Source organism: Pseudomonas sp. NPDC087358, assembly GCF_044900785.1.
GTDB lineage: Bacteria > Pseudomonadota > Gammaproteobacteria > Pseudomonadales > Pseudomonadaceae > Aquipseudomonas.
This window is the reverse complement of record NZ_JBJDOA010000001.1, coordinates 733,544-753,299: the sequence shown is the minus strand read 5'-3', so window position 1 is coordinate 753,299 and position 19,756 is coordinate 733,544. Positions and strand designations below refer to the sequence as shown.

General features: G+C 59.8%; 12 protein-coding genes. 2 read left to right on the top strand and 10 right to left on the bottom strand.

The window, feature by feature from the left end; translation table 11 throughout:
• Positions 1-26 precede the first annotated feature (26 nt).
• Positions 27-2,303: a TonB-dependent receptor gene (locus ACI2KS_RS03325; RefSeq protein ID WP_404617133.1), complete on the top strand. Its 2,277-nt coding sequence runs from the start codon at positions 27-29 to the stop codon at positions 2,301-2,303.
• Positions 2,304-2,559: 256 nt separating this feature from the next.
• Positions 2,560-5,121 carry a PepSY domain-containing protein gene (locus ACI2KS_RS03320; protein WP_404617271.1) on the top strand — a complete coding sequence of 854 codons (2,562 nt, stop codon included), beginning with the start codon at positions 2,560-2,562 and terminating at the stop codon, positions 5,119-5,121.
• A gap of 195 nt (positions 5,122-5,316) precedes the next feature.
• On the opposite strand, the gene ACI2KS_RS03315 is transcribed toward ACI2KS_RS03320, so the two are convergent.
• The 10 genes from ACI2KS_RS03315 to ACI2KS_RS03270 form a co-directional block, all read right to left on the bottom strand.
• Entirely contained in the window at positions 5,317-6,291 is a 975-nt protein-coding gene (locus tag ACI2KS_RS03315; protein ID WP_404617131.1) for a peptide ABC transporter ATP-binding protein, read from the bottom strand.
• Positions 6,291-7,259: an ABC transporter ATP-binding protein gene (locus ACI2KS_RS03310; protein WP_404617129.1), complete on the bottom strand. Its 969-nt coding sequence runs from the start codon at positions 7,257-7,259 to the stop codon at positions 6,291-6,293. Before ACI2KS_RS03310 ends, ACI2KS_RS03315 begins: the two co-directional genes overlap by 1 nt.
• Before the next feature lie 10 nt (positions 7,260-7,269).
• On the bottom strand, positions 7,270-8,181 hold the full coding sequence (locus ACI2KS_RS03305) for an ABC transporter permease subunit (protein ID WP_404617127.1): 912 nt from the start codon (positions 8,179-8,181) through the stop codon (positions 7,270-7,272).
• Between the two features lie 11 nt (positions 8,182-8,192).
• The gene (locus ACI2KS_RS03300) at positions 8,193-9,203 is read right to left on the bottom strand and encodes an ABC transporter permease subunit (RefSeq protein ID WP_404617125.1); all 1,011 of its coding nucleotides are present in this window, start codon (positions 9,201-9,203) and stop codon (positions 8,193-8,195) included.
• Positions 9,204-9,276: 73 nt separating this feature from the next.
• Positions 9,277-10,884 (bottom strand): ABC transporter substrate-binding protein, encoded by a 1,608-nt coding sequence (locus tag ACI2KS_RS03295; protein WP_404617123.1) that lies wholly within the window; start codon positions 10,882-10,884, stop codon positions 9,277-9,279.
• A gap of 84 nt (positions 10,885-10,968) precedes the next feature.
• Entirely contained in the window at positions 10,969-12,351 is a 1,383-nt protein-coding gene (locus tag ACI2KS_RS03290; protein ID WP_404617121.1) for an OprD family porin, read from the bottom strand.
• A 155-nt stretch (positions 12,352-12,506) separates the two neighbouring features.
• On the bottom strand, positions 12,507-14,108 hold the full coding sequence (locus ACI2KS_RS03285) for an ABC transporter substrate-binding protein (protein WP_404617119.1): 1,602 nt from the start codon (positions 14,106-14,108) through the stop codon (positions 12,507-12,509).
• 342 nt (positions 14,109-14,450) lie between these two features.
• Positions 14,451-16,079, bottom strand: coding sequence for an ABC transporter substrate-binding protein (locus tag ACI2KS_RS03280; protein WP_404617117.1), 1,629 nt, complete (start codon positions 16,077-16,079; stop codon positions 14,451-14,453).
• Between the two features lie 284 nt (positions 16,080-16,363).
• Positions 16,364-17,962: an ABC transporter substrate-binding protein gene (locus ACI2KS_RS03275; RefSeq protein ID WP_404617115.1), complete on the bottom strand. Its 1,599-nt coding sequence runs from the start codon at positions 17,960-17,962 to the stop codon at positions 16,364-16,366.
• Between the two features lie 112 nt (positions 17,963-18,074).
• Entirely contained in the window at positions 18,075-19,676 is a 1,602-nt protein-coding gene (locus tag ACI2KS_RS03270) for an HET-C-related protein (RefSeq protein WP_404617113.1), read from the bottom strand.
• Positions 19,677-19,756: the final 80 nt, after the last annotated feature.

Genomic DNA, 19,756 nt, shown 5'->3' with positions numbered 1-19,756 from the left:
ATCGATCCTTGGGGAAGGAAACCACCATGTCGCGCCTCACTTTACATCCGTCTGTCAGTTCGCCTCGGCTTCTCGCTTCGGCAATTGGCATGGCCGTCACTGCAATGTCCGCATCGCAGATGGCCCACGCCGCCGAAGCATCCGAAAAGGCCAACGCGGGCGCAATTTCGCTGGGCGCGACCAGCATCAACGGTGAAGCTCAGTCCACCGACTACAAAACCGAAAAAGGTTCTTCACCCAAGTACACCGCACCGCTGATCGATACCGCTCGTTCGATCACCGTAGTGCCTCAGCAGGTGTTGAAAGACACTGCTGCCGTCTCGCTGCAGGACGCACTGCGTACCGTACCCGGCATCACGTTCGGCGCAGGCGAGGGCGGTAACCCGCAAGGCGACCGTCCGTTCATTCGCGGTTTCGATGCTCAGGGCGACACTTACATCGACGGCGTGCGCGACACCGGCGCGCAGACGCGTGAGATCTTCGACATCGAATCGATCGAAGTGAGCAAGGGGCCGAACTCGGCCATGGGCGGTCGTGGCTCGGCCGGTGGCAGCCTGAACCTGGTCACCAAAATGCCCAAAGCCAACGATTTCACCGACGGCAGCTTCACCTATGGCACCGATCAGACCCGCCGCTACACCCTCGACGTGAACCGCAAGTTCCTCGACGACGCCGCGTTCCGTCTGAACCTGATGAGCCACGAGCAGAACGTCGCCGGGCGTGACGCGATCAACTATGACCGTTGGGGTGTGGCGCCGTCGCTGACCTTCGGGCTGGGCACCGAAAACCGTCTGAACCTCAGCTACTACCACATGCAGAGCGACGACCTGCCGGATTCGGGCATTCCGTACGGTTACGCCTCGCCGACCGCGACCGCCCACGTGCATGACAAACCGGACGATGGCGGCAACAGCAACAACTTCTATGGCCTCAAGGACCGGGACTTCCGCAAGACCCGCACTGACATCGCCACCATCAGCTTCGAGCATGACTTCAACGAAGACATGACGCTGAAGAACACATTCCGCCACGGCAACTCGGGCCAGGATTACATCCTCACCCAACCGGACGACAGCCAGCGCAACGTCAACCGCTACGGCACTGTCTGGCGCCGTGCCAACACTCGCGTATCCAACACCGATACCACCACCAACCAGACCGATCTGTTCGGTTCGTTCCAGACGCTGGGGTTGAAGAACAACTATTCGACCGGTATCGAACTGACCCGCGAGAAGAGCCGTGTCAACGGCTACACGTACAGCACCAGCGCGATGCAGAACTGCTCGCCGACCGGTATCGGCAACAGCGTTTCGGGCAACTGTACCTCGCTGGCCAACCCGAACCCGGATGACGCCTACGGTGGCACCATCGCTCGCAACTACACCACCACCGAGACGGCGGCCAACACCCGTTCGATCTACGCCTTCGACACCATCGAGTTGACGCCGCAGTGGCTGATCAATGGCGGCGTTCGCTACGACAGCTTCGACGTCACCGCCAATTCACCGACCGTGCACGCTAGCAGCGATAACAATTTCTGGAACTGGCAGGCTGGCATCACTTACAAGCCGGCTGAAAACGGCAGCATTTATGCGTCGTTCGCGACCTCTGCGACACCCCCTGGCGGTCTGGTCGGCGAAGGTTCGGACGGCAACCCGCTGACTGCCGGTACCGCCACCAGCGATCTTGAGCCAGAAACCACCAAGAATTACGAAGTCGGCACCAAGTGGGATCTGTTCAACGAGCGCCTGTCGCTGACCGCTGCGGTATTCCGCACCGAGAAAGACAACACTCGGGTACTGGTCAGCAGCGGCACTTATCAGAATGCCGGTAAGTCCCGCGTCGATGGTGTCGAACTGTCGGCCAGCGGCAAGATCACCGACAAATGGCAGGTGTTCGCCGGTTACAGCTACCTGGACAGCGAACTGGTCAGCTCCGGCCTAGCGGGTCGTAACGGTGCCGTTACCGCAGGTGCTGCTTCGCAGGACGGCAACGAAATGCCGAACACGCCGAAGAACAGCGCGAGCCTGTGGACCACCTATCAAGTCTTGCCGAAGCTGACCATCGGCGGCGGCGCGTTCTATGTCGATGACGTCTGGGGCGATACCGGCAATACCGTCTATGTACCGTCCTACACCCGTTACGACGCGATGGCGGCGTACAAGCTGACCAAGAACATCGACCTGCAATTGAACGTGCAGAACCTGACCGACAAGACCTATTACGACAAAGCCTATGCCTCGCACTTCGCGACTCAGGCAGCCGGTCGTACCGCCTTGCTGACCACCAGCTTCCACTTCTAACAAGACGGGGAACCGGGAAGCCCCACTTGCCTTTGGCCAGTGGGGCTTTTGTGTGTAGGCAGCTCCGCGTTGCCGAGGGGACGCCCCCGCCGGCAAGCCGGACTGCTACAGAGCCGGGAGCGGTGGGGTTGCGGGACGCTGGCCCCGGCTGTTGTGTCCTGATTGTGACCGAATAAAGAATCAGCTACGGATGAGAATGCATTCCGTTTATGCGCATAATGCGCGTCGCAGCGGGTTATCGAGGTGATCGAGGGTGTTGAAGAAAGTCCTGTTTCAAGTGCATTGGTTCTTCGGAATCACAGCGGGCCTGGTACTTGCCCTGATGGGGATCACCGGCGCGCTGTATTCGTTCGAGGACGAAATTCTCGATGTGCTCAATCCCGATACCCTTTTCGTGCAGCCCCGGGATCACCAACTGCCGCCGGTGGAGTTGGTACGCAAGATCCAGGCGCAAACCCATGACACCGTCGCCATGCTGCGCATCGAAGTCGACGGTGACAAGGTTGCACAAGTCTGGATGAAGCCGGCCCCCGGCGAGCGTCGGGGCGAAATGCACAACTTCGACCCTTACACTGGCGATCTCAAGCCTGATGCGTTCGGTCAGGACGTCTTCGGTTTCATTCTGCAATTGCACCGATTCCTGGCCGCGGGTGAGTACGGCAAGCAGGTGACTGCCGCCTGTACCTTGATCCTGGTGTTTTTCTGCCTGTCCGGGTTGTACCTGCGCTGGCCGCGTCAGGCGCTGAACTGGCGGGTGTGGCTGACTCTGGACTGGGCGAAGAAGGGACGCAGTTTCAACTGGGATTTGCATTCGGTGTTCGGTACCTGGTGCCTGATCGTCTATCTGTTGTTGGCGATCACCGGTCTGATCTGGTCCTACGACTGGGTCAGCAACGGCATGACCAAGTTGATCGGTGATCCGCCGGCCGCTGGCGAGCAGCGCAGGGGCGAGGGCGGCGGTCGTGGTCGTGGCGGGAATCAAGCGCCAGCCGATGCAGCGCCGCTGGTCGTCGATTACGTGGCGATCTGGGACACCATCCAGAAAACCGCAGGGCCCGGACTCAAGGCCTACAACTTGCGTCTGCCGCCAGCTGCCGGCCAGCCTGGGCAAGTCTTCTATCTGCTCAAGGACGCCCCGCATCCGCGCGCCCTGAATCAGATCACCCTGGATCCGGCCACCGGCGAAGTCAAAGCAGTGTCGCGCTACGCCGACAAGGGCCTGGGCTCGCAGTTGCTGATCAGTAACTACGCGCTGCACACCGGCAGTTACTTCGGCCTGGTGGGTCGCATCGTGATCACCGTCGCGGCGCTGCTGATGCCGCTGTTCTTCATCACCGGATGGCTGCTGTATCTGGATCGCCGTCGCAAGAAGCGCGAGATTCGCACGGCCCGTGGTGAAGTTTCCACAGCATCCAGTGGATATGGCAGTCAGGGGCCTGCGTGGCTGATTGGCTTTGCCAGCCAGAGTGGGTATGCCGAGCAACTGGCCTGGCAGACCGCCGGGCAATTACAGTCGGCAGGGCTGCCAGTGCGTGTGCAGCGTCTGGCGGACATGACCGAGCAGGACCTCGGTCAGAGCCGCAATGCGCTGTTCGTAGTCAGCACCTTTGGCGATGGCCAGGCGCCTGACAGCGCCCGTGGTTTCGAGCGCAAGTTGCTCGGGCGGCCCCTGTCGCTGGAGAACCTCAACTACGCGGTGCTGGCCCTGGGCGACCGGCAGTATCAGCATTTCTGCGGGTTTGCCCAGCGCCTGCACGGCTGGCTGGCAGAGCGCGGCGGCAACACGTTGTTTGCGCCGGTCGAGGTGGACAGTGGGGACAGCACCGCGCTGCATCACTGGCAGCAGCAACTGGGCGATCTGACCGGGTCGACCCCCCCGGCCTCCTGGAAGACTCCGGACTATCAGAACTGGACGCTGACCCAGCGCGAATGGCTGAATCGGGGCAGTGTCGGTTCGAAAGTGTTCCTGCTGGGGCTGAGGGGTGCACCTGAGTCATCCTGGAAGGCTGGTGATCTGGTTGAGGTCATGCCGCGCAACGCTAGACCGGCCGTTGAGCAACTGCTGGCGGGACTGGGCATCGCGTCCGACACGCCGGTCCATGTCGACGGCCTGAAAGAAACCGCCGGCCAGGCGCTGCTCAGTCGTCAATTGCCGGCCAATCGCAGCCATCTGGTGGGCCTGCATGCGCAGGCGCTGGTCGATGCATTGGTGCCGCTGTCGATGCGCGAGTATTCGATTGCCTCGATCCCCGAGGACGGCATCCTGCAACTGATCGTGCGCCAGGAACTGCATCCCGACGCCAGCCTCGGCCTAGCCTCGGGCTGGCTGACAGAGCACGCTGCGGTAGGCGCCTCGATCAGCTTGCGAATCCGGCGCAACAGCAGTTTTCATCTGCCTGACGCGGCGGCGCCGATGATTCTGATCGGCAACGGCACAGGGCTGGCAGGCCTTCGCAGTCTGCTCAAGGCACGCATTGCTCAGGGTGAGCAGCGCAACTGGCTGCTGTTTGGCGAGCGTAACCTGGCGCACGATTTCCACTGCGCTGATGAGTTGCAGGCCTGGTTGGCGTCGGGTGACCTGGCGCGTCTGGACCTGGCGTTCTCGCGCGATCAGGCCGGCAAAATCTATGTTCAGGATCGCCTGCGCGAAGCGGCGGACGAACTGCATCGCTGGTTGGCCGATGGAGCGCTGATCTATATCTGTGGCAGCCTGGAAGGCATGGCGGCGGGGGTCGACGGGACGCTGAACGCCTTGTTGGGCGAGAAGGGTGTAGAGGCGTTGATCGAGCAGGGGCGGTATCGAAGGGATGTTTATTGAGGGGACGGCACTGCCCAAGTGCGCCGCAGCGCCGGCTCCCTCATACATCGGTGCCGCGCTGCCACAGGGGTGGTTTGCGCTTCTGCGAGAACGCATCCCCCTCTGCCCCAAAACCCAAAACCCAAAACCCAGTCATGAAAAAGGCCGCTGCGTTCTCAACGCAACGGCCTTTCTAATTCACCCGTTAATGGCCAATCACACCACAAACTGTTCCGCGTAATGGCAGGCGACCTGACGGTTGTCCACCAGGCGCAACTCTGGAACTTCTGCAACACAGCGCTCCGTCGCATACGGGCAACGCTTGTGGAAAGCGCAGCCAGACGGCGGGTTGAGCGGGTTGGGTAGCTCGCCGACAATCTTGATCTTCGGCTTCAGCGGGTCCGGGTGGATGGTCGGCGTGGCCGACAGCAACGCCTGGGTGTACGGGTGCAGCGGACGGTTGTAGATCTCATCCTTGGGCCCCATTTCTGCCGGGCGCCCCAGGTACATCACCAACACCGTATCGGCGACATGCCGCACCACCGCCAGGTTGTGCGAGATGAACACGTAACCGGTATTGAACTCCTGCTGCAAATCCATGAACAGGTTCAGCACCTGCGCCTGAATCGACACGTCCAGCGCAGAGGTCGGTTCGTCCGCCACCAGCACTTTGGGTTGCAGCATCATGGCGCGCGCCAGGGCGATACGCTGACGCTGACCACCCGAGAACATGTGCGGGTAGCGCTGATAATGCTCAGGGCGCAGACCGACCTGCTTCATCATCGCCTGGACTTTCTCGCGACGTTCAGCGGCCGACAGGTTGGTGTTGATCAGCAGCGGTTCGCCCAGCTGGTCACCGATCTTCTGCCGTGGGTTGAGCGATGCGTAGGGGCTCTGGAACACCATCTGCACGTCTTTGCGCAGTTGTTTGCGTTGATCCTTGGTCGCGCCTTTGACTTCCTGCCCGGCGATTTTCAACGAGCCCGACGAAGGTTCCTCGATCAGGGTCAAGGCACGCGCCAGAGTGGATTTGCCGCAGCCGGATTCACCGACCACGGCCAGGGTCTTGCCGGCTTCCAGCTCGAACGACACGCCGTTGAGGGCGCGCACGGTGGCGTGGGGCTTGAACAGACCCTGGGATACATCGTAGTGACGGGTCAGGTCACGGGCGGTCAATACGATTTCGCTCATTACGCCACCTCCTGATTCAGCGGGTAGAAGCAGCGTGCGAGGCTGTTGGCTTTAGGGTCCAGCGCAGGACGCTGCTGGCGGCAGTTTTCTTGAACGTAGGGGCAACGTGGCGACAGCAGGCAACCGCTTGGACGATCGTAGCGGCCGGGCACGATACCCGGCAGGGTCGACAGGCGTGCTGCGCCCATGCTGTGCTCGGGAATCGCTGCCAGCAAGGCTTCGCTGTATGGGTGCGCCGGGACCTCGAACAGGCCAGGCACGTAGCCGACTTCCACTGCCTGACCGGCATACATCACGCAGACGCGCTGAGCGGTTTCGGCCACCACGGCCAAGTCGTGAGTAATGAGTACCAGGCCCATGTCCTGCTCTTTCTGCAGGGCCAGCAGCAGGTCCATGATCTGCGCCTGAATCGTTACGTCCAGCGCCGTGGTCGGCTCGTCGGCGATCAGCAGTTTCGGCTCGCCGGCAATCGCCATGGCAATCGCCACCCGCTGGCTCATACCGCCGGACAGTTGATGCGGGTAAGCGTCCAGACGCTGCTCGGCACCCGGGATTTCAACTTTTTTCAGCAGTTCCAGCGCACGTTGGCGCGCCGCGCGATTCGACATGCCCAGGTGTGCGCGCAGCACCTCCTGGATCTGAAAGCCCACGGTGTAACTGGGGTTCAGCGCAGTCATCGGGTCCTGGAAGACCATCGACAGGTCCTTGCCGACGATCTGCCGACGCTGGCGTGCGCTCAGCTTGAGCATGTCCTTGCCGTCGAAGGTCAGCGAGTCGGCGGTGACGATGCCGGGGTGATCGATCAGGCCCATCAGCGCCATCATCGTCACGGATTTACCCGAGCCCGATTCGCCGACGATTGCCAGTACTTCGCCTTTGTCCACGGTCAGGTCCAGGCCGTCGACGACCGGAGTGGCAGTGGCATCGCCGAAGCGAACGTTCAGGTTCTTGATTTCTAAAAGTGGCATTCGGACGTCCTCAGGCGGCGTTCTTGAGTTTCGGGTCCAGCGCATCGCGCAGACCGTCGCCCATCAGGTTGATTGCCAGCACGCTGAGCAAAATGGTCAGACCGGGCAGGCTCACGACCCACCAGGCACGTTCGATGTAGTCGCGGGCCGAAGCGAGCATGGTGCCCCACTCAGGCGTCGGCGGTTGTACACCCAGACCCAGGAAGCCCAGTGCCGCGGCGTCGAGGATGGCCGAGGAGAAGCTCAAAGTGGCCTGCACGATCAGCGGCGCCATGCAGTTGGGCAGCACGGTGATGAACATCAGGCGCGGCAGGGTGGCGCCGGCCAGACGGGCGGCGGTCACGTAGTCGCGGTTCAGTTCGCCCATGACCGCAGCACGGGTCAGACGCACATAGGAAGGCAGCGAGACGATGGCGATGGCGATCACGGTGTTGATCAGGCCAGGGCCGAGAATCGCGACAATGGCCACCGCCAGCAGCAGCGAGGGCAGGGCCAGCATGATGTCCATCAGGCGCATGATGGTCGGGCCGAGGATCTTCGGAAAGAAGCCCGCCAGCAGACCCATGAAAATCCCCGGAATCAGCGACATCACCACCGACGACAGACCGATCAGCAATGACAGGCGCGAGCCCTGGATCAGACGCGACAGCAGGTCACGGCCCAGTTCGTCGGTGCCCAGCAGGAACTGCCACTGGCCACCTTCAAGCCAGACCGGCGGGGTCAGGAGGAAATCGCGGTACTGCTCGCTCGGGTCATGGGGCGCGACCCACGGTGCGAAAAGGGCGCAGAAAACGATCAGCAGCATGAAGGCCAGACCGGCCACCGCGCCTTTGTTCTTGGCGAAATGCTGCCAGAACTCTCTGTATACGGACGGGTAGAGCAGGCTTTGATCGACTGCTACTACGGGAGTAGGTGTGCTCATAAAAAATGATCTCAGCGCTGGTGACGAATGCGTGGGTTGGCAAAGCCGTAGAGGATGTCCACCACGAAGTTGACCAGAATCACCAGGCAGGCGATTAGCAGGATGCCGTTCTGCACGACAGGGTAGTCACGTGCGCCAATGGCCTCGATGAGCCATTTGCCGATACCCGGCCAGGAGAAGATCGTTTCGGTCAGTACCGCACCGGCCAGCAGCGTACCCACTTGCAGGCCGAACACGGTCAGCACCGGGATCAGCGCGTTACGCAGGCCGTGGACGAACACCACGCGCGCCGGCGACAGGCCTTTGGCCCGGGCGGTACGCACATAGTCTTCACGCAGCACTTCAAGCATCGAGGAGCGGGTCATCCGGGCGATTACCGCCAGCGGGATGGTGCCCAGCACGATGGCCGGCAGAATCAGGTGACGCAGGGCGTCGATGAACGAACCTTCTTCATCGCTGAGCAGGGTATCGATCAGCATGAAGCCGGTTCTAGGGGGAATGTCGTACAAAAGGTCGATACGCCCCGATACCGGGGTCCAGCCCAGCGATACCGAGAAGAACATGATCAGGATCAGGCCCCACCAGAAGATCGGCATGGAGTACCCCGCAAGCGAGATACCCATCACTCCATGGTCGAACAGGGACCCTCGCCTGAGGGCCGCGATGACCCCGGCCAGAAGTCCGAGGATGCCAGCGAATATCAGCGCCGCGATCGACAGTTCCAGGGTTGCCGGAAACAGCGAAGTGAATTCGCTCCACACGCTCGTACGCGTTCGCAACGATTCGCCCAGGTCGCCATGAGCGAGCTTGCCGACGTAATCGATGTATTGCGCATAAAGGGGTTTGTTCAGGCCAAGACGTTCCATGGCTTGGGCGTGCATTTGCGGATCGACCCGGCGTTCACCCATCATGACTTCGACCGGGTCGCCCGGAATCAGGCGAATAAGTGCGAAGGTCAGCAAGGTGATGCCGAAGAAGGTGGGTATTAGCAACCCCACTCGGCGAGCGATAAAACTAAACATCTTCTCGTGTACCTCATCTGCCGCTTAGGCGTGTACTGGCGGGGCCTTTGATCAGGCCCGCCAGATTCTTCTTCTACTTCACTTGGGTGGTAGCGAAGTTATTAGTGGTGAGAGGGCTAATGTGATAGCCCTCTACGTTGTTGCGCATTGCAGTGAACATCTTGGTATGCGCCATGCTGATCCATGGCTGATCCTGATTGAAGATCACTTGGGCCTGCTCGTAGAGCGAGGCACGTTCGGCCGGGTCGGTTTTTTCCCGAGCCTGATCGATCAACGTCTGGAACTTCTGATTGCACCAGCGCGCGTAGTTTTCGCCGTTTTTGGCGGCATCGCAACTGAGGTTCGGCGTCAGGAAGTTATCAGGGTCGCCATTGTCGCCTGCCCAGCCTGCCGACACCATGTCGTGTTCGCCGTTTTTCGCCCGTTTGAGCATTTCGCCCCATTCCATGACGCGAATATCTAACTTAATGCCGACTTTAGCCAAATCGGCTTGCATCATCTGTGCCCCCATGGTCGGGTTCGGGTTGGTCGCGCCGCCGCCATTGCGGGTGAACAGGGTCAGCACGGTACCGTCAGGCACACCGGCTTCCTTGAGCAAGGCGCGTGCCTTGTCCAGATCGTGGGCCGGATTTTTCAGCGTGTTGTTGTAGCCCAGCAGGGTAGGCGGGTACGGGTTGACCGCCACACTGGCGTTACCCTTGCCGAACAGCGCGTTGACGTAGGCTTCCTTGTCGAAGGCGATATCAATCGCTTTGCGCACGCGCACATCGCTCATGTACTTGTGGGTGGTGTTCATCGCGACATAGGCGGTGGTCATCGCCTGCAGCTCGTCGATTTTCAGCGACGGGTCCTTCTTGATGTTCGGGATGTCGTCAGGTTTGGGGTACAGCGCGATCTGGCATTCGTTGGCCTTGAGCTTCTGCAGGCGCACGTTGCTGTCGGTGGCGATGGCCAGAATCAGTGCGTCGGCCGGCGGCTTGCCCCGGAAGTAGTCAGCGTTGGCCTTGAAGCGCACCTGCGCATCCTTGGCATAGCGCTGGAAAACGAACGGGCCGGTGCCGATCGGATGGCTGTTCAGCTCCTCGGTCTTGTTGGCCTTGAGCAGCTGATCGGCGTATTCGGCCGAATAGACCGAGGCGAAGGCCATGGCCACGTCCGCCAGGAACGGTGCTTCGCGGCGGGTCAGGGTGAATTTGACGGTGTTGTCGTCAACCTTCTCGACGTTCTTCAGCAGTTCCTTGAAGCCCATGCTTTCAAAGTACGGATAGCCGACGGCCGATTGCTTGTGCCACGGGTGGTTGGGGTCCAGTTGACGCTGGAAGCTCCAGACCACGTCGTCGGCATTCATGTCGCGAGTCGGTTTGAAGTATTCGGTGGTGTGGAACTTGACGCCTTTGCGCAGGTGGAACGTGTAATTGAGGCCGTCTTCACTGATCTCCCAGGACTCGGCCAGCGCCGGCTCGATGTCGGTGGTGCCGGGCTTGAAGTCCACCAGGCGGTTGAAAATGGTTTCCGCCGCAGCGTCAGCCGTCACTGCCGTGGTGTACAGGGCCGTGTCGAACCCCTCCGGACTGGCTTCGGTACAGACCACCAGAGGTTTGGCCGATACGCCGACCGCCACGCTGAACAGCGCCAGTGCGACCGCGTTGCGCAATGTTGCGAGTTTGAATGTCGATTTCAAGTAAACGCCCTCCGCAAGTGATGAAGCCATAAGTGGGTCGTGTCTCAGGCGGTACAGGCCTGAGACAGCGACCGGTTCCCGTGATTACAAAATGTTGAACGGAACAGTTGTGACCAGACGGAACTCGTTGATGTTGCCGTCAGCCTGGTTGGCGCTGGCACGGTGCGTGGTGTACGTGCCGCGCATGGTCGAAGCCTTCAGCGGGCCGGACTGCATGGTGTACGAGGCGCCGATGCCATATTCGTAGTGGGTTTCGCCGTCCATGCCGCGAACGTCATAGGCGGTGCCCTTGTAGTGGGTACCGTCGATGTCGAAACCGCGCGCCTGGTAGACGTTGAATTTCAGGCCTGGCACGCCGTAGTCGGCCATGTTCAACAGGTAGCTCAGCTGGACCGACTTCTCGTTAGGTCCGTTGAAGTCCGAGAGCAGGGAGTTGGCCAGGAAGATGGCGTTGCTGTCGTGGACGTAGTCGAAGTAGGTGTCACCCTCGACTTCCTGATAGGCGATGCTGACGCTGTGCGCCTTGTGGGTCGCGGTCAACGACAGACTGTAGGTGTCGTTGTCGATCGGGCCCATCTTCTTCTGACCCGAGTCCTTGGTCTTGTAGTAGTTCAGGTTGGTGCTCAGGCCCAGCACGTCGGTGTCGCCCATCTCGTGCAGGAAGGCGAAGTAGTACTGGTGCCAGAAATCCTGAACGTTGGAGGCATAGAAACTGGTGGTCAGGCTCTTGAACGGCTTGTAGTCAACGCCGGCCATGTCGACATGATCGGATTCGATGTTGGCGTTGGCGGTGTATTCGGAGCGGAACTTGGTCAGGCTCTGCTCGGAACGCGGCGATACGCGGTCGAAGCTACCGGCCTGGAACGACAGGTTGTTGAATTCTTCGCTGAGAATGCTCACACCCTCGAAGCTCGATGGCAGCGCCCGGTTGCCGATGTAAGCCAGTACCGGCGTGTTCAGCGACTGACGACCTGCGGTCAGGGTGGTGTTGGAGATGCGCGCCTTGATGTTGCCCAGGCCCAGCTTGCTCCACTGACCCACGGCATCGCCGTTGTTTTTGGTCAGGGTACGGTTGGCGCCGCCCATCAAGTCGTCTTTGTCGCGGTCCAGCGCCACGGCGTTGTAGACCGCCATTTCGGTCGCGAAGCCTACGGTGCCCTGGGTGAAACCCGAGCTGTAGTCAACGATGGTGCCTTGCACCCAGTTGATACGGCGTGGGTCACGGTCGACGACGACGCCGTTTTCGCTACGGCTGAAGTTGCCGCCACGACGCAGCAGTTCGTTGGCGTACCAGTTCTTGGTCGAACCGGTCAGTTTCGAGTCTTCCAGAAAGCCTTTGGCTTCGCTCTGGGCGTTGCTTGAGGCCAGTTCAGTCGGTACGAAGTCCTGACTGGTGGGCTCTGCCTGGGCCGCTACGCTCATGGCGAGCAGGGACAAGGCGAATACAGCGGTGCTGGCTTTTTTCACGTTTGAAGCTCCCGTTTACATCTTTTATAGAGGCCGGCTTTTATGGGTTGGCCGGCTTTGATGGAACGGCCTCGTGGGCCTTGTTGCGCTTGATCCGACGGATTGCGGATAAAGCAGTGCCAAAGATGAAGATCACCTCTGGCAGGTTGCTCGGGTTATTCGGTGAGGCTGACGCCGGAGAAGTTGTTGCGCCCAAAGGGGCTGACCTGGAAGCCGTCGACCTGCGCCCGCATGGGCTGAACGACGGTCGAGTGCGCGATCGGGGTGATGGGCACTTGTTCCTTGAGGTAGTGCTGGGCCTGCTGGTACAGACTGATGCGCTGATCCTTGTCGGCGCTCGAGACGGCCGCTTTGATCAGGGCGTCGTATTTCTGGTCGCACCACATCGAGTAATTGTTGCCGCCGATGGACGCGCAGCTGTAGAGCGTGCCGAGCCAGTTGTCCGGGTCGCCGTTATCACCGGTCCAGCCGATCAGCGAGATATCGTGCTCGCCATTCTTGCTGCGCTTGAGGTACTCGCCCCATTCGTAGCTGACGATGGTGGCCTTGATGCCGATCTTCGCCCAGTCAGCCTGGAGCATTTGCGCCATGAGCTTTGCGTTGGGGTTGTAAGGGCGCTGCACCGGCATGGCCCACAATGTCAGCTCGGTGCCTTCCTTGACGCCTGCGGCGCGCAGCAACTCCCGGGCTTTGTCAGGGTTGTAGGGCGCGTCCTTGACGGTGTCATCAAAGGACCACTGGGTCGGTGGCATGGCGTTTTGCGCCAGTTGCCCGGCACCCTGATACACCGCGTCGATGATGGCTTTCTTGTCAACGGCCATGTCCAGCGCCTGACGCACCTGAAGCTTGTCCAGAGGCGCATGACGCACGTTGTAGGAGATGTATCCCAGGTTGAATCCGGGTTTCTCGATGACCTTGAGGTTTTTATCGGCCTTGATCGACTCGACGTCGGCCGGGCGCGGATTGAGTGTGACCTGACACTCGTTCTTCTTGAGTTTTTGCACCCGCACCGAAGCGTCGGTATTGATGGCGTAAATCAACTGGTCGATCTTGACTCTGCCCGGATCCCAGAACTGCTTGTTGGCGACATAACGGATCTGCGAGTCTTTCTGATAACGCTGGAAAACAAAAGGTCCGGTACCAATGGGGGATTGGTTTATATCCTGTACATCGCCCGATGCCATCAGTTTGTCAGCATATTCGGCGGAAAGAATGGAGGCGAAGTTCATCGCTATATTCTGAATGAATGCCGCATCCACCTTGTTCAACGAAAATACAACGGTCATTGGTCCGGTTTTTTCGACCGACTTTATATTCCTGTCCAGCCCCATGCTGGTGAAGTAAGGGAACTCTGTCGGATAGGCGATGCGAAAAGGATGGTCTTTATGCAGCATGCGATTGAAAGTAAACAGCACATCATCGGCATTGAAATCACGGGTGGGGGTAAAGAGCTTGTTGCTGTGAAATTTCACCCCTTCACGCAGCTCGAATGTGTAGCGCAGACCATCACTGGAAATCTCCCAGCGGGTCGCCAGAGCAGGCACGACGCTGGTCTGGCCGCGTTCGAACTCGGCCAGGCGGTTGTAGATCGGCTCGGCGGCATCGTTGTCGGTGCCAGAGGTGTACTGCGCAATATCGAAGCCGGCAGGGCTGCCTTCCGAACAGAACACCAGGCTTTTACCTGCGGCTTGGCTGGCGGTAGTAATGGCCAATAGCCCGGCAGTTAACAATGACGGAACAACAAAGTTTTTACGCATGACAATCCTTATCGTCTGAGGCGTGAATAACCCGCGCTGGCCGCAGAGACCCCGTGGCATATCGTTTGCGCAAACGGAGTTGGGGCGGCGGTGGTTACCCGACCGAACAGAAAAACGACAAATTCCAGGTGCGGGGGTTCGAGAAGTTATGTTCGTCGGGCCGCACAGTAAATAGTTGTGAGTGCTTCAAAGTCTGTAGGAAAAGTGCATATCGTTAGTAGGCAAAGTCTTTATGTCGCCCGTTACTCATCTAACGATAGTCATTTTCATTTATTGATCGCGCACATGACGACACGGTCGCGTTACCCGAAGGTAGCGCGACCGTGCGGTCACTTGGAGATTTTACTTACCGCTTACGCTCACACCGTAGAACGAGTTCAGACCGAATGGGCTGATCTTGAAGTCCTGAACTTCCTTGCGCATTGGCTGATAAACAGTCGAGTGCGCGATTGGAGTCATTGGTACTGCGTCCTTGAGCAAGTGCTGAGCCTGTTTGTACAGCTCGGTGCGCTTGGCCTGGTCGGTGGTTTCCTTGGCCTGGTGGATCAAGGTGTCGAATGGCTTGTCACACCATTTGGCGAAGTTGTTGCCGTTGACCGCGTCGCAACCGAACAGCGTACCCAGCCAGTTATCCGGGTCGCCGTTGTCGCCGCTCCAGCCGATCAGCATCGCGCCGTTTTCGCCGTTCTTGGCGCGTTTGATGTACTCGCCCCACTCGTAGGAAACGATCTTGGCCTTGATGCCGATCTTCGCCCAGTCGTTCTGGAGCATTTCAGCCATCAGCTTGGCGTTGGGGTTGTAAGGACGCTGAACCGGCATCGCCCACAGGGTGATTTCGGTGCCTTCCTTGACGCCCGCTTCCTTGAGCAGTTCCTTAGCCTTGGCGACGTTGAACGGCGCGTCCTTGATGGTGGTGTCATAGGACCACTGGGTCGGCGGCATGGCGTTGACCGCCAGCTGACCGGCACCCTGATACACCGCGTCGATGATGGCTTTCTTGTCGACAGCCATGTCCAGCGCCTGACGAACCTTGAGCTGGGCCAGCGGGTTAGGCTTGTCGTCGTCCTTGATTTTCGGCATCACGTTGTAGGCGATGTAACCCAGGTTGAAACCTGCCTGATCAGGCATTTTCAGCGCAGTATCGGCCTTCAGCGGAGCGAGGTCGGCAGGACGCGGGTAAGCAGTGATCTGGCATTCGCCTTTCTTGAGCTTCTGAGCGCGAACCGAAGCGTCGGTGGTGATGGCGAAAATCAGGTTGTCGACCTTGACGTCTTCAGGCTTCCAGTAGTCCTTGTTGCCGGTGAAACGGATGTTGGAGTCTTTCTGGTAGCTCTTGAACACGAAAGGACCAGTGCCGATCGGCTGCTGGTTGATGTTCTCAGGCTTGCCTTCCTTGAGCAATTGAGCGGCGTATTCAGCGGACTGAATGGAAGCGAAGCTCATGGCCAGGTTCTGGATGAACGCCGCATCGACGGTACCCAGGGTCATCTTCACAGTGTGATCGTCGACTTTCTCGATCTTGGTGATGTTGGTGTCCATCGCCATGTCGGTGAAGTACGGGAATTCGGTCGGGTACGCCTTACGGAACGGATCGTCCTTGTTGATCATGCGGTTGAACGTGAACAGCACGTCGTCGGCATTGAAGGTACGGGTCGGTTTGAAGTACGGCGTGGTGTGGAACTTGACGCCGTCGCGCAGGTGGAAAGTGTAGGTCAGGCCGTCAGGGGACACGTCCCAGCTGGTGGCAAGGCCCGGGATAACAGCGGTGCCGCCGCGTTCGAACTGGCTCAAACGGTTGAAAACGGTCTCGGCCGAAGCGTCGAAGTCGGTGCCTGTGGTGTACTGACCTGGGTCGAAACCAGCGGGGCTGCCTTCGGAGCAGAACACCAGGTTCGATGCTGCTTGGGCGAAGGGAGCGCTGGCGATCAAACCTGCGCCTAGAAGAAACGGAATGACCGCTTTTTTGAGCATGGTGGCCTCAGTTGTTGTCATTTTTTAATTGAGGGTGCGACCTTGTGAGCCGATCCCGCGGATACTTATGCAGGCGCCATACCCAAAGCAAGATGCTGGCGCCAATCAAGTGTCAAAGAGTGGCACGAACGTACACGAATGTCGCAAAACTATAATTTCTGACGCGGTTGAACGTTTGCGTGTCGCATATCGATATCTTTGTGGCACTATTTTGGTGCATTGCTGCGTAGCGAATGCACCCGCTTGAGTCACAAGTGTTACTGCGCTGTTGCTTTTTGCTGGTGCTACTTGCCCAGGCTCACCCCATAAAAGGGCGTCAGGCCAAACGGACTCAGTTTGAAATCCTGTACCTCCTTGCGCATGGGCTGAAACACCTTGGAGTTGGCGATCGGGGTGATCGGCACGTCGTTTTTCAGGATGTTCTGTGCCTGTTGATACAGCTTGACCCGCTCGTCGCGATTGCTGGTCAGCTTGGCCTGGGTCACCAGCTTGTCGTAGGCGGGGTTACACCATTTCGCGTAGTTGCTGCCCTTGACCGCTGCGCAGCTGTAGAGCACGCCGAGCCAGTTGTCCGGATCGCCGTTGTCACCCGTCCAACCATAGATCATCACGTCGTGTTCGCCAGCCTTGGCGCGCTTGATGTATTCGCCCCACTCGTAGCTGACGATGTTCGCCTTGATGCCGATCTTGGCCCAGTCGGACTGGATCATCTGCGCCGACATCCGTGCGTTTGGATTGGAGGCGCGCTGCACGGTCATCGCCCACAGATTGATCTGCGTGCCTGGCGCCACACCTGCCTCCTTGAGCAGTTGTTTTGCCTTCTGCGGATCGTACGGGGCGTCCTTTATGTTCGGGTCATAGCTCCATTGCGCGGGGGGCAGGGCATTTTGTGCCAGTTGCCCGGCGCCCTGGTACACCGCCTTGATGATCGCCGGCTTGTCGATGGCCATGTCCAGCGCCTGCCGGACCTTGAGCTGGTCGAGCGGCGGATGGGTGACGTTGTAGGCCAGAAAGCCCAGGTTGAACCCGGCCTGGCTCAGCACTTTGAGGTTCGGGTCCTTCTGCGCCTCTTCGATGTCCTGCGGCCGTGGATAACCGCTGATCTGGCACTCGCCGGTCTTGAGCTTCTGCAGGCGCGTGGCCGCGTCGGTGTTTATCGAGAAGATCAGGTTATCGAGCTTCACGTCGTCCGGTTTCCAGTAGTCCTTGTTGCCGACGTAACGGATCTGCGCATCCTTCTGGTAGCGCTTGAACACGAAGGGACCGGTGCCGATCGGCTTCTGGTTGATATCCCCGGCCTTGCCGTCCTTGATCAGCTGGGCGGCATATTCAGCCGACTGGATGGAGGCGAAACTCATGGCCAGGTTCTGGATGAATGCCGCATCGATGTTGTTCAGGTGAAATTTGACGGTCTGCTCGTCGACCTTCTCCACCTGTTTGATGGTGGTGTTCATGCCCATGTCGGTGAAGTAGGGCGACTCGGAAGGGTAGGCCTTGCGGAACGGGTCGTCGGCGTTGAGCAGGCGATTGAAGGTGAACAGCACATCGTCTGCGTTGAAGTCGCGGGTCGGCTTGAAGTACTCGGTGGTGTGGAACTTCACGTTCGGCCGTAGATGGAAGGTGTAGGTCAGGCCATCGGCTGACACCTCCCACTGGGTTGCCAGACCCGGTTCCACTTCAGTGCCGCCGCGCTTGAACTGTGTCAGCCGGTTGAAGACGGTTTCCGCCGAGGCATCGAACTCGGTGCCGCTGGTGTACTGGCTGGGATCGAAGCCTGCCGGGCTTGCTTCGGAGCAGTAGACAAGGGTGCTGGCCGCTTGCACCGTTGGCGCACACAGCGCAATGGCGGCAGCGAGCAACAGGGGTTTGAAGGTGTTCTCCATGTGAACCTCATACGGTTGCGGCATTGCTGCCGGAGTTCATCGACTGATGATAGACCGCAGAGCATGCCGCGCCGTTCGTCGGTTCTACAAGGTGCATCCGGTTCCAGGGTTATTACTTGCCGAGGTCCTGGATCGCTTTCCACCATGAGGTTTGCGATACCAGGGCCATGAACGCCTTGGCCGCGACACCGCGCAAACCTGCAGACTGCCCGTCCTGGCTGGTGAACACATAGTCGAGGTAACCCTGGCTTTCGTTCCTCAGTCGATCCTGAATCTGCTGCAGCGCCTGGACCGCCCGTTGATGGGTTTCGTCCAGATCGGTTTTCGACCCGGCACGCTGCACTTCCTCTGCATGACTGGCAGCCCAGGCGCTGACCTGCTCTGAATGCCAGTGCGCGTCGGCAGGGTGGCAGAAGAAGGCCGAGGCCACGCTGACTGGATCGGCTTCGGGTTTACCCTCCCAGTAGTCGAGCATGGCCTGGGCCACCTGACGAACCGCTTCGCTGGCAAGTTGTGCCGCCAGATCATGCAAGGGGTGCTCGGCGTGGTCCTTGGACAGCTGTGAATGCGTCGGCTCGATCGAGGCATCGATGTTCGGGTCGTTGCCCAGGGCTATCTGAGCATCGTCGACGCTGTTGCCGATCCAGCTCAGCACGCCTTGGGCGGCGCTGTTATAGGCATTGAGCAGGATGGCGGCGGGTGTGGATATCAGCCAGCGGTAAAACTTCAGGGTGTCGACGCCGAAGGTCTTGGCCAGTGCTATCAGCTCGTCGCGTGCGGTCAGCAGCGCCTTGAAGGCGCTGAATAAGTGCGGGTCCGGGTGCTCGCTCAGCAGGATCAGCAGCACTTTGTCCCGGTCGGAGCGGTAGCCCGGTTGGGTCAGTTCGAACTCCAGTTCCTCGGTAGAAAACAGGATCTTGCCCAGCGGCGCCGCCAGGCTGGCAATGATATCACTGCCGCCGAACGTGCCCGTGACCAGTGCCCGTTTCCACTTGACCTCGGTGGGTGTCGTCCAGGGCAGCACACCCTCGTAGCCGGCCTGGATCAGACTCAGCTCGACGAAGTTGGAGTGCGCGAACAGGTCTTCGAGCACATGCAGGGCGGCGCCGAAGCTGCGCAGGCCGGACAGCGAGCGGCGCTGATCCATGGTCTGGCGCAGTTGCTGCTGCAGGTAGTCCACAGAGCGTGAAATGTAGCGCTTCATCGACGTCTGAGGATCTGTTTCCAAGGATGGATCCTGCGTCAGCACCCAGGGCTCGAAGTCGGGGTCGAGCATCCTCGGGTCCGGCACTGGCGGTTCGCTGACCAGCGGGTTATCGATGTGTTCACGCGGGCGGTAGACGCCGAGTCTGTCGACGGTCACTTTCATGTCGGCCGGATGGCGCATTCTCAGGTCGGGGAATTTCCTGACCGCCAGCACATCCACCAGGTCGGTCCAGGCCTGACGGGAAAGAATCGCCGGAAACTCCTTGGGCATGTCCGGGGCGCGGGTAATCTTCGGGTCGACAACCTGGGAATAGTCCCGCAGCCAGTTGCCGAAGTAGACCGCGTCCACCTCTTCACGGCTGAAGCCGAACTCCCTGAGGACCCATTCGATGGTTTGGTGGGTATGGCCCTCGGCGTCTGCGCTACTGGCCTCGAATCTCAAGGGAACAGGCAGCGGCTCGTGCTGCGGGATCGTTGCATCGGCGGGCTGAGAGTGTGTCGTAGTCATGATCGGATTCTTCCTTGAATGGGTTGAAATGCGCCGGGCCTGGGGCTGGTGGGTCCAGCGCCGGGCCATTCCGTGGCAAA

Bases quoted from the DNA above. Each gene is read 5' to 3' on its own strand.
- ACI2KS_RS03300 (WP_404617125.1), bottom strand. From the start codon at position 9,203: ATGTTTAGTTTTATCGCTCGCCGAGTGGGGTTGCTAATACCCACCTTC.
- ACI2KS_RS03275 (WP_404617115.1), bottom strand. From the start codon at position 17,962: ATGGAGAACACCTTCAAACCCCTGTTGCTCGCTGCCGCCATTGCGCTG.
- ACI2KS_RS03285 (WP_404617119.1), bottom strand. From the start codon at position 14,108: ATGCGTAAAAACTTTGTTGTTCCGTCATTGTTAACTGCCGGGCTATTG.
- ACI2KS_RS03305 (WP_404617127.1), bottom strand. From the start codon at position 8,181: ATGAGCACACCTACTCCCGTAGTAGCAGTCGATCAAAGCCTGCTCTAC.
- ACI2KS_RS03270 (WP_404617113.1), bottom strand. From the start codon at position 19,676: ATGACTACGACACACTCTCAGCCCGCCGATGCAACGATCCCGCAGCAC.
- ACI2KS_RS03315 (WP_404617131.1), bottom strand. From the start codon at position 6,291: ATGAGCGAAATCGTATTGACCGCCCGTGACCTGACCCGTCACTACGAT.
- ACI2KS_RS03280 (WP_404617117.1), bottom strand. From the start codon at position 16,079: ATGCTCAAAAAAGCGGTCATTCCGTTTCTTCTAGGCGCAGGTTTGATC.
- ACI2KS_RS03325 (WP_404617133.1), top strand. From the start codon at position 27: ATGTCGCGCCTCACTTTACATCCGTCTGTCAGTTCGCCTCGGCTTCTC.
- ACI2KS_RS03310 (WP_404617129.1), bottom strand. From the start codon at position 7,259: ATGCCACTTTTAGAAATCAAGAACCTGAACGTTCGCTTCGGCGATGCC.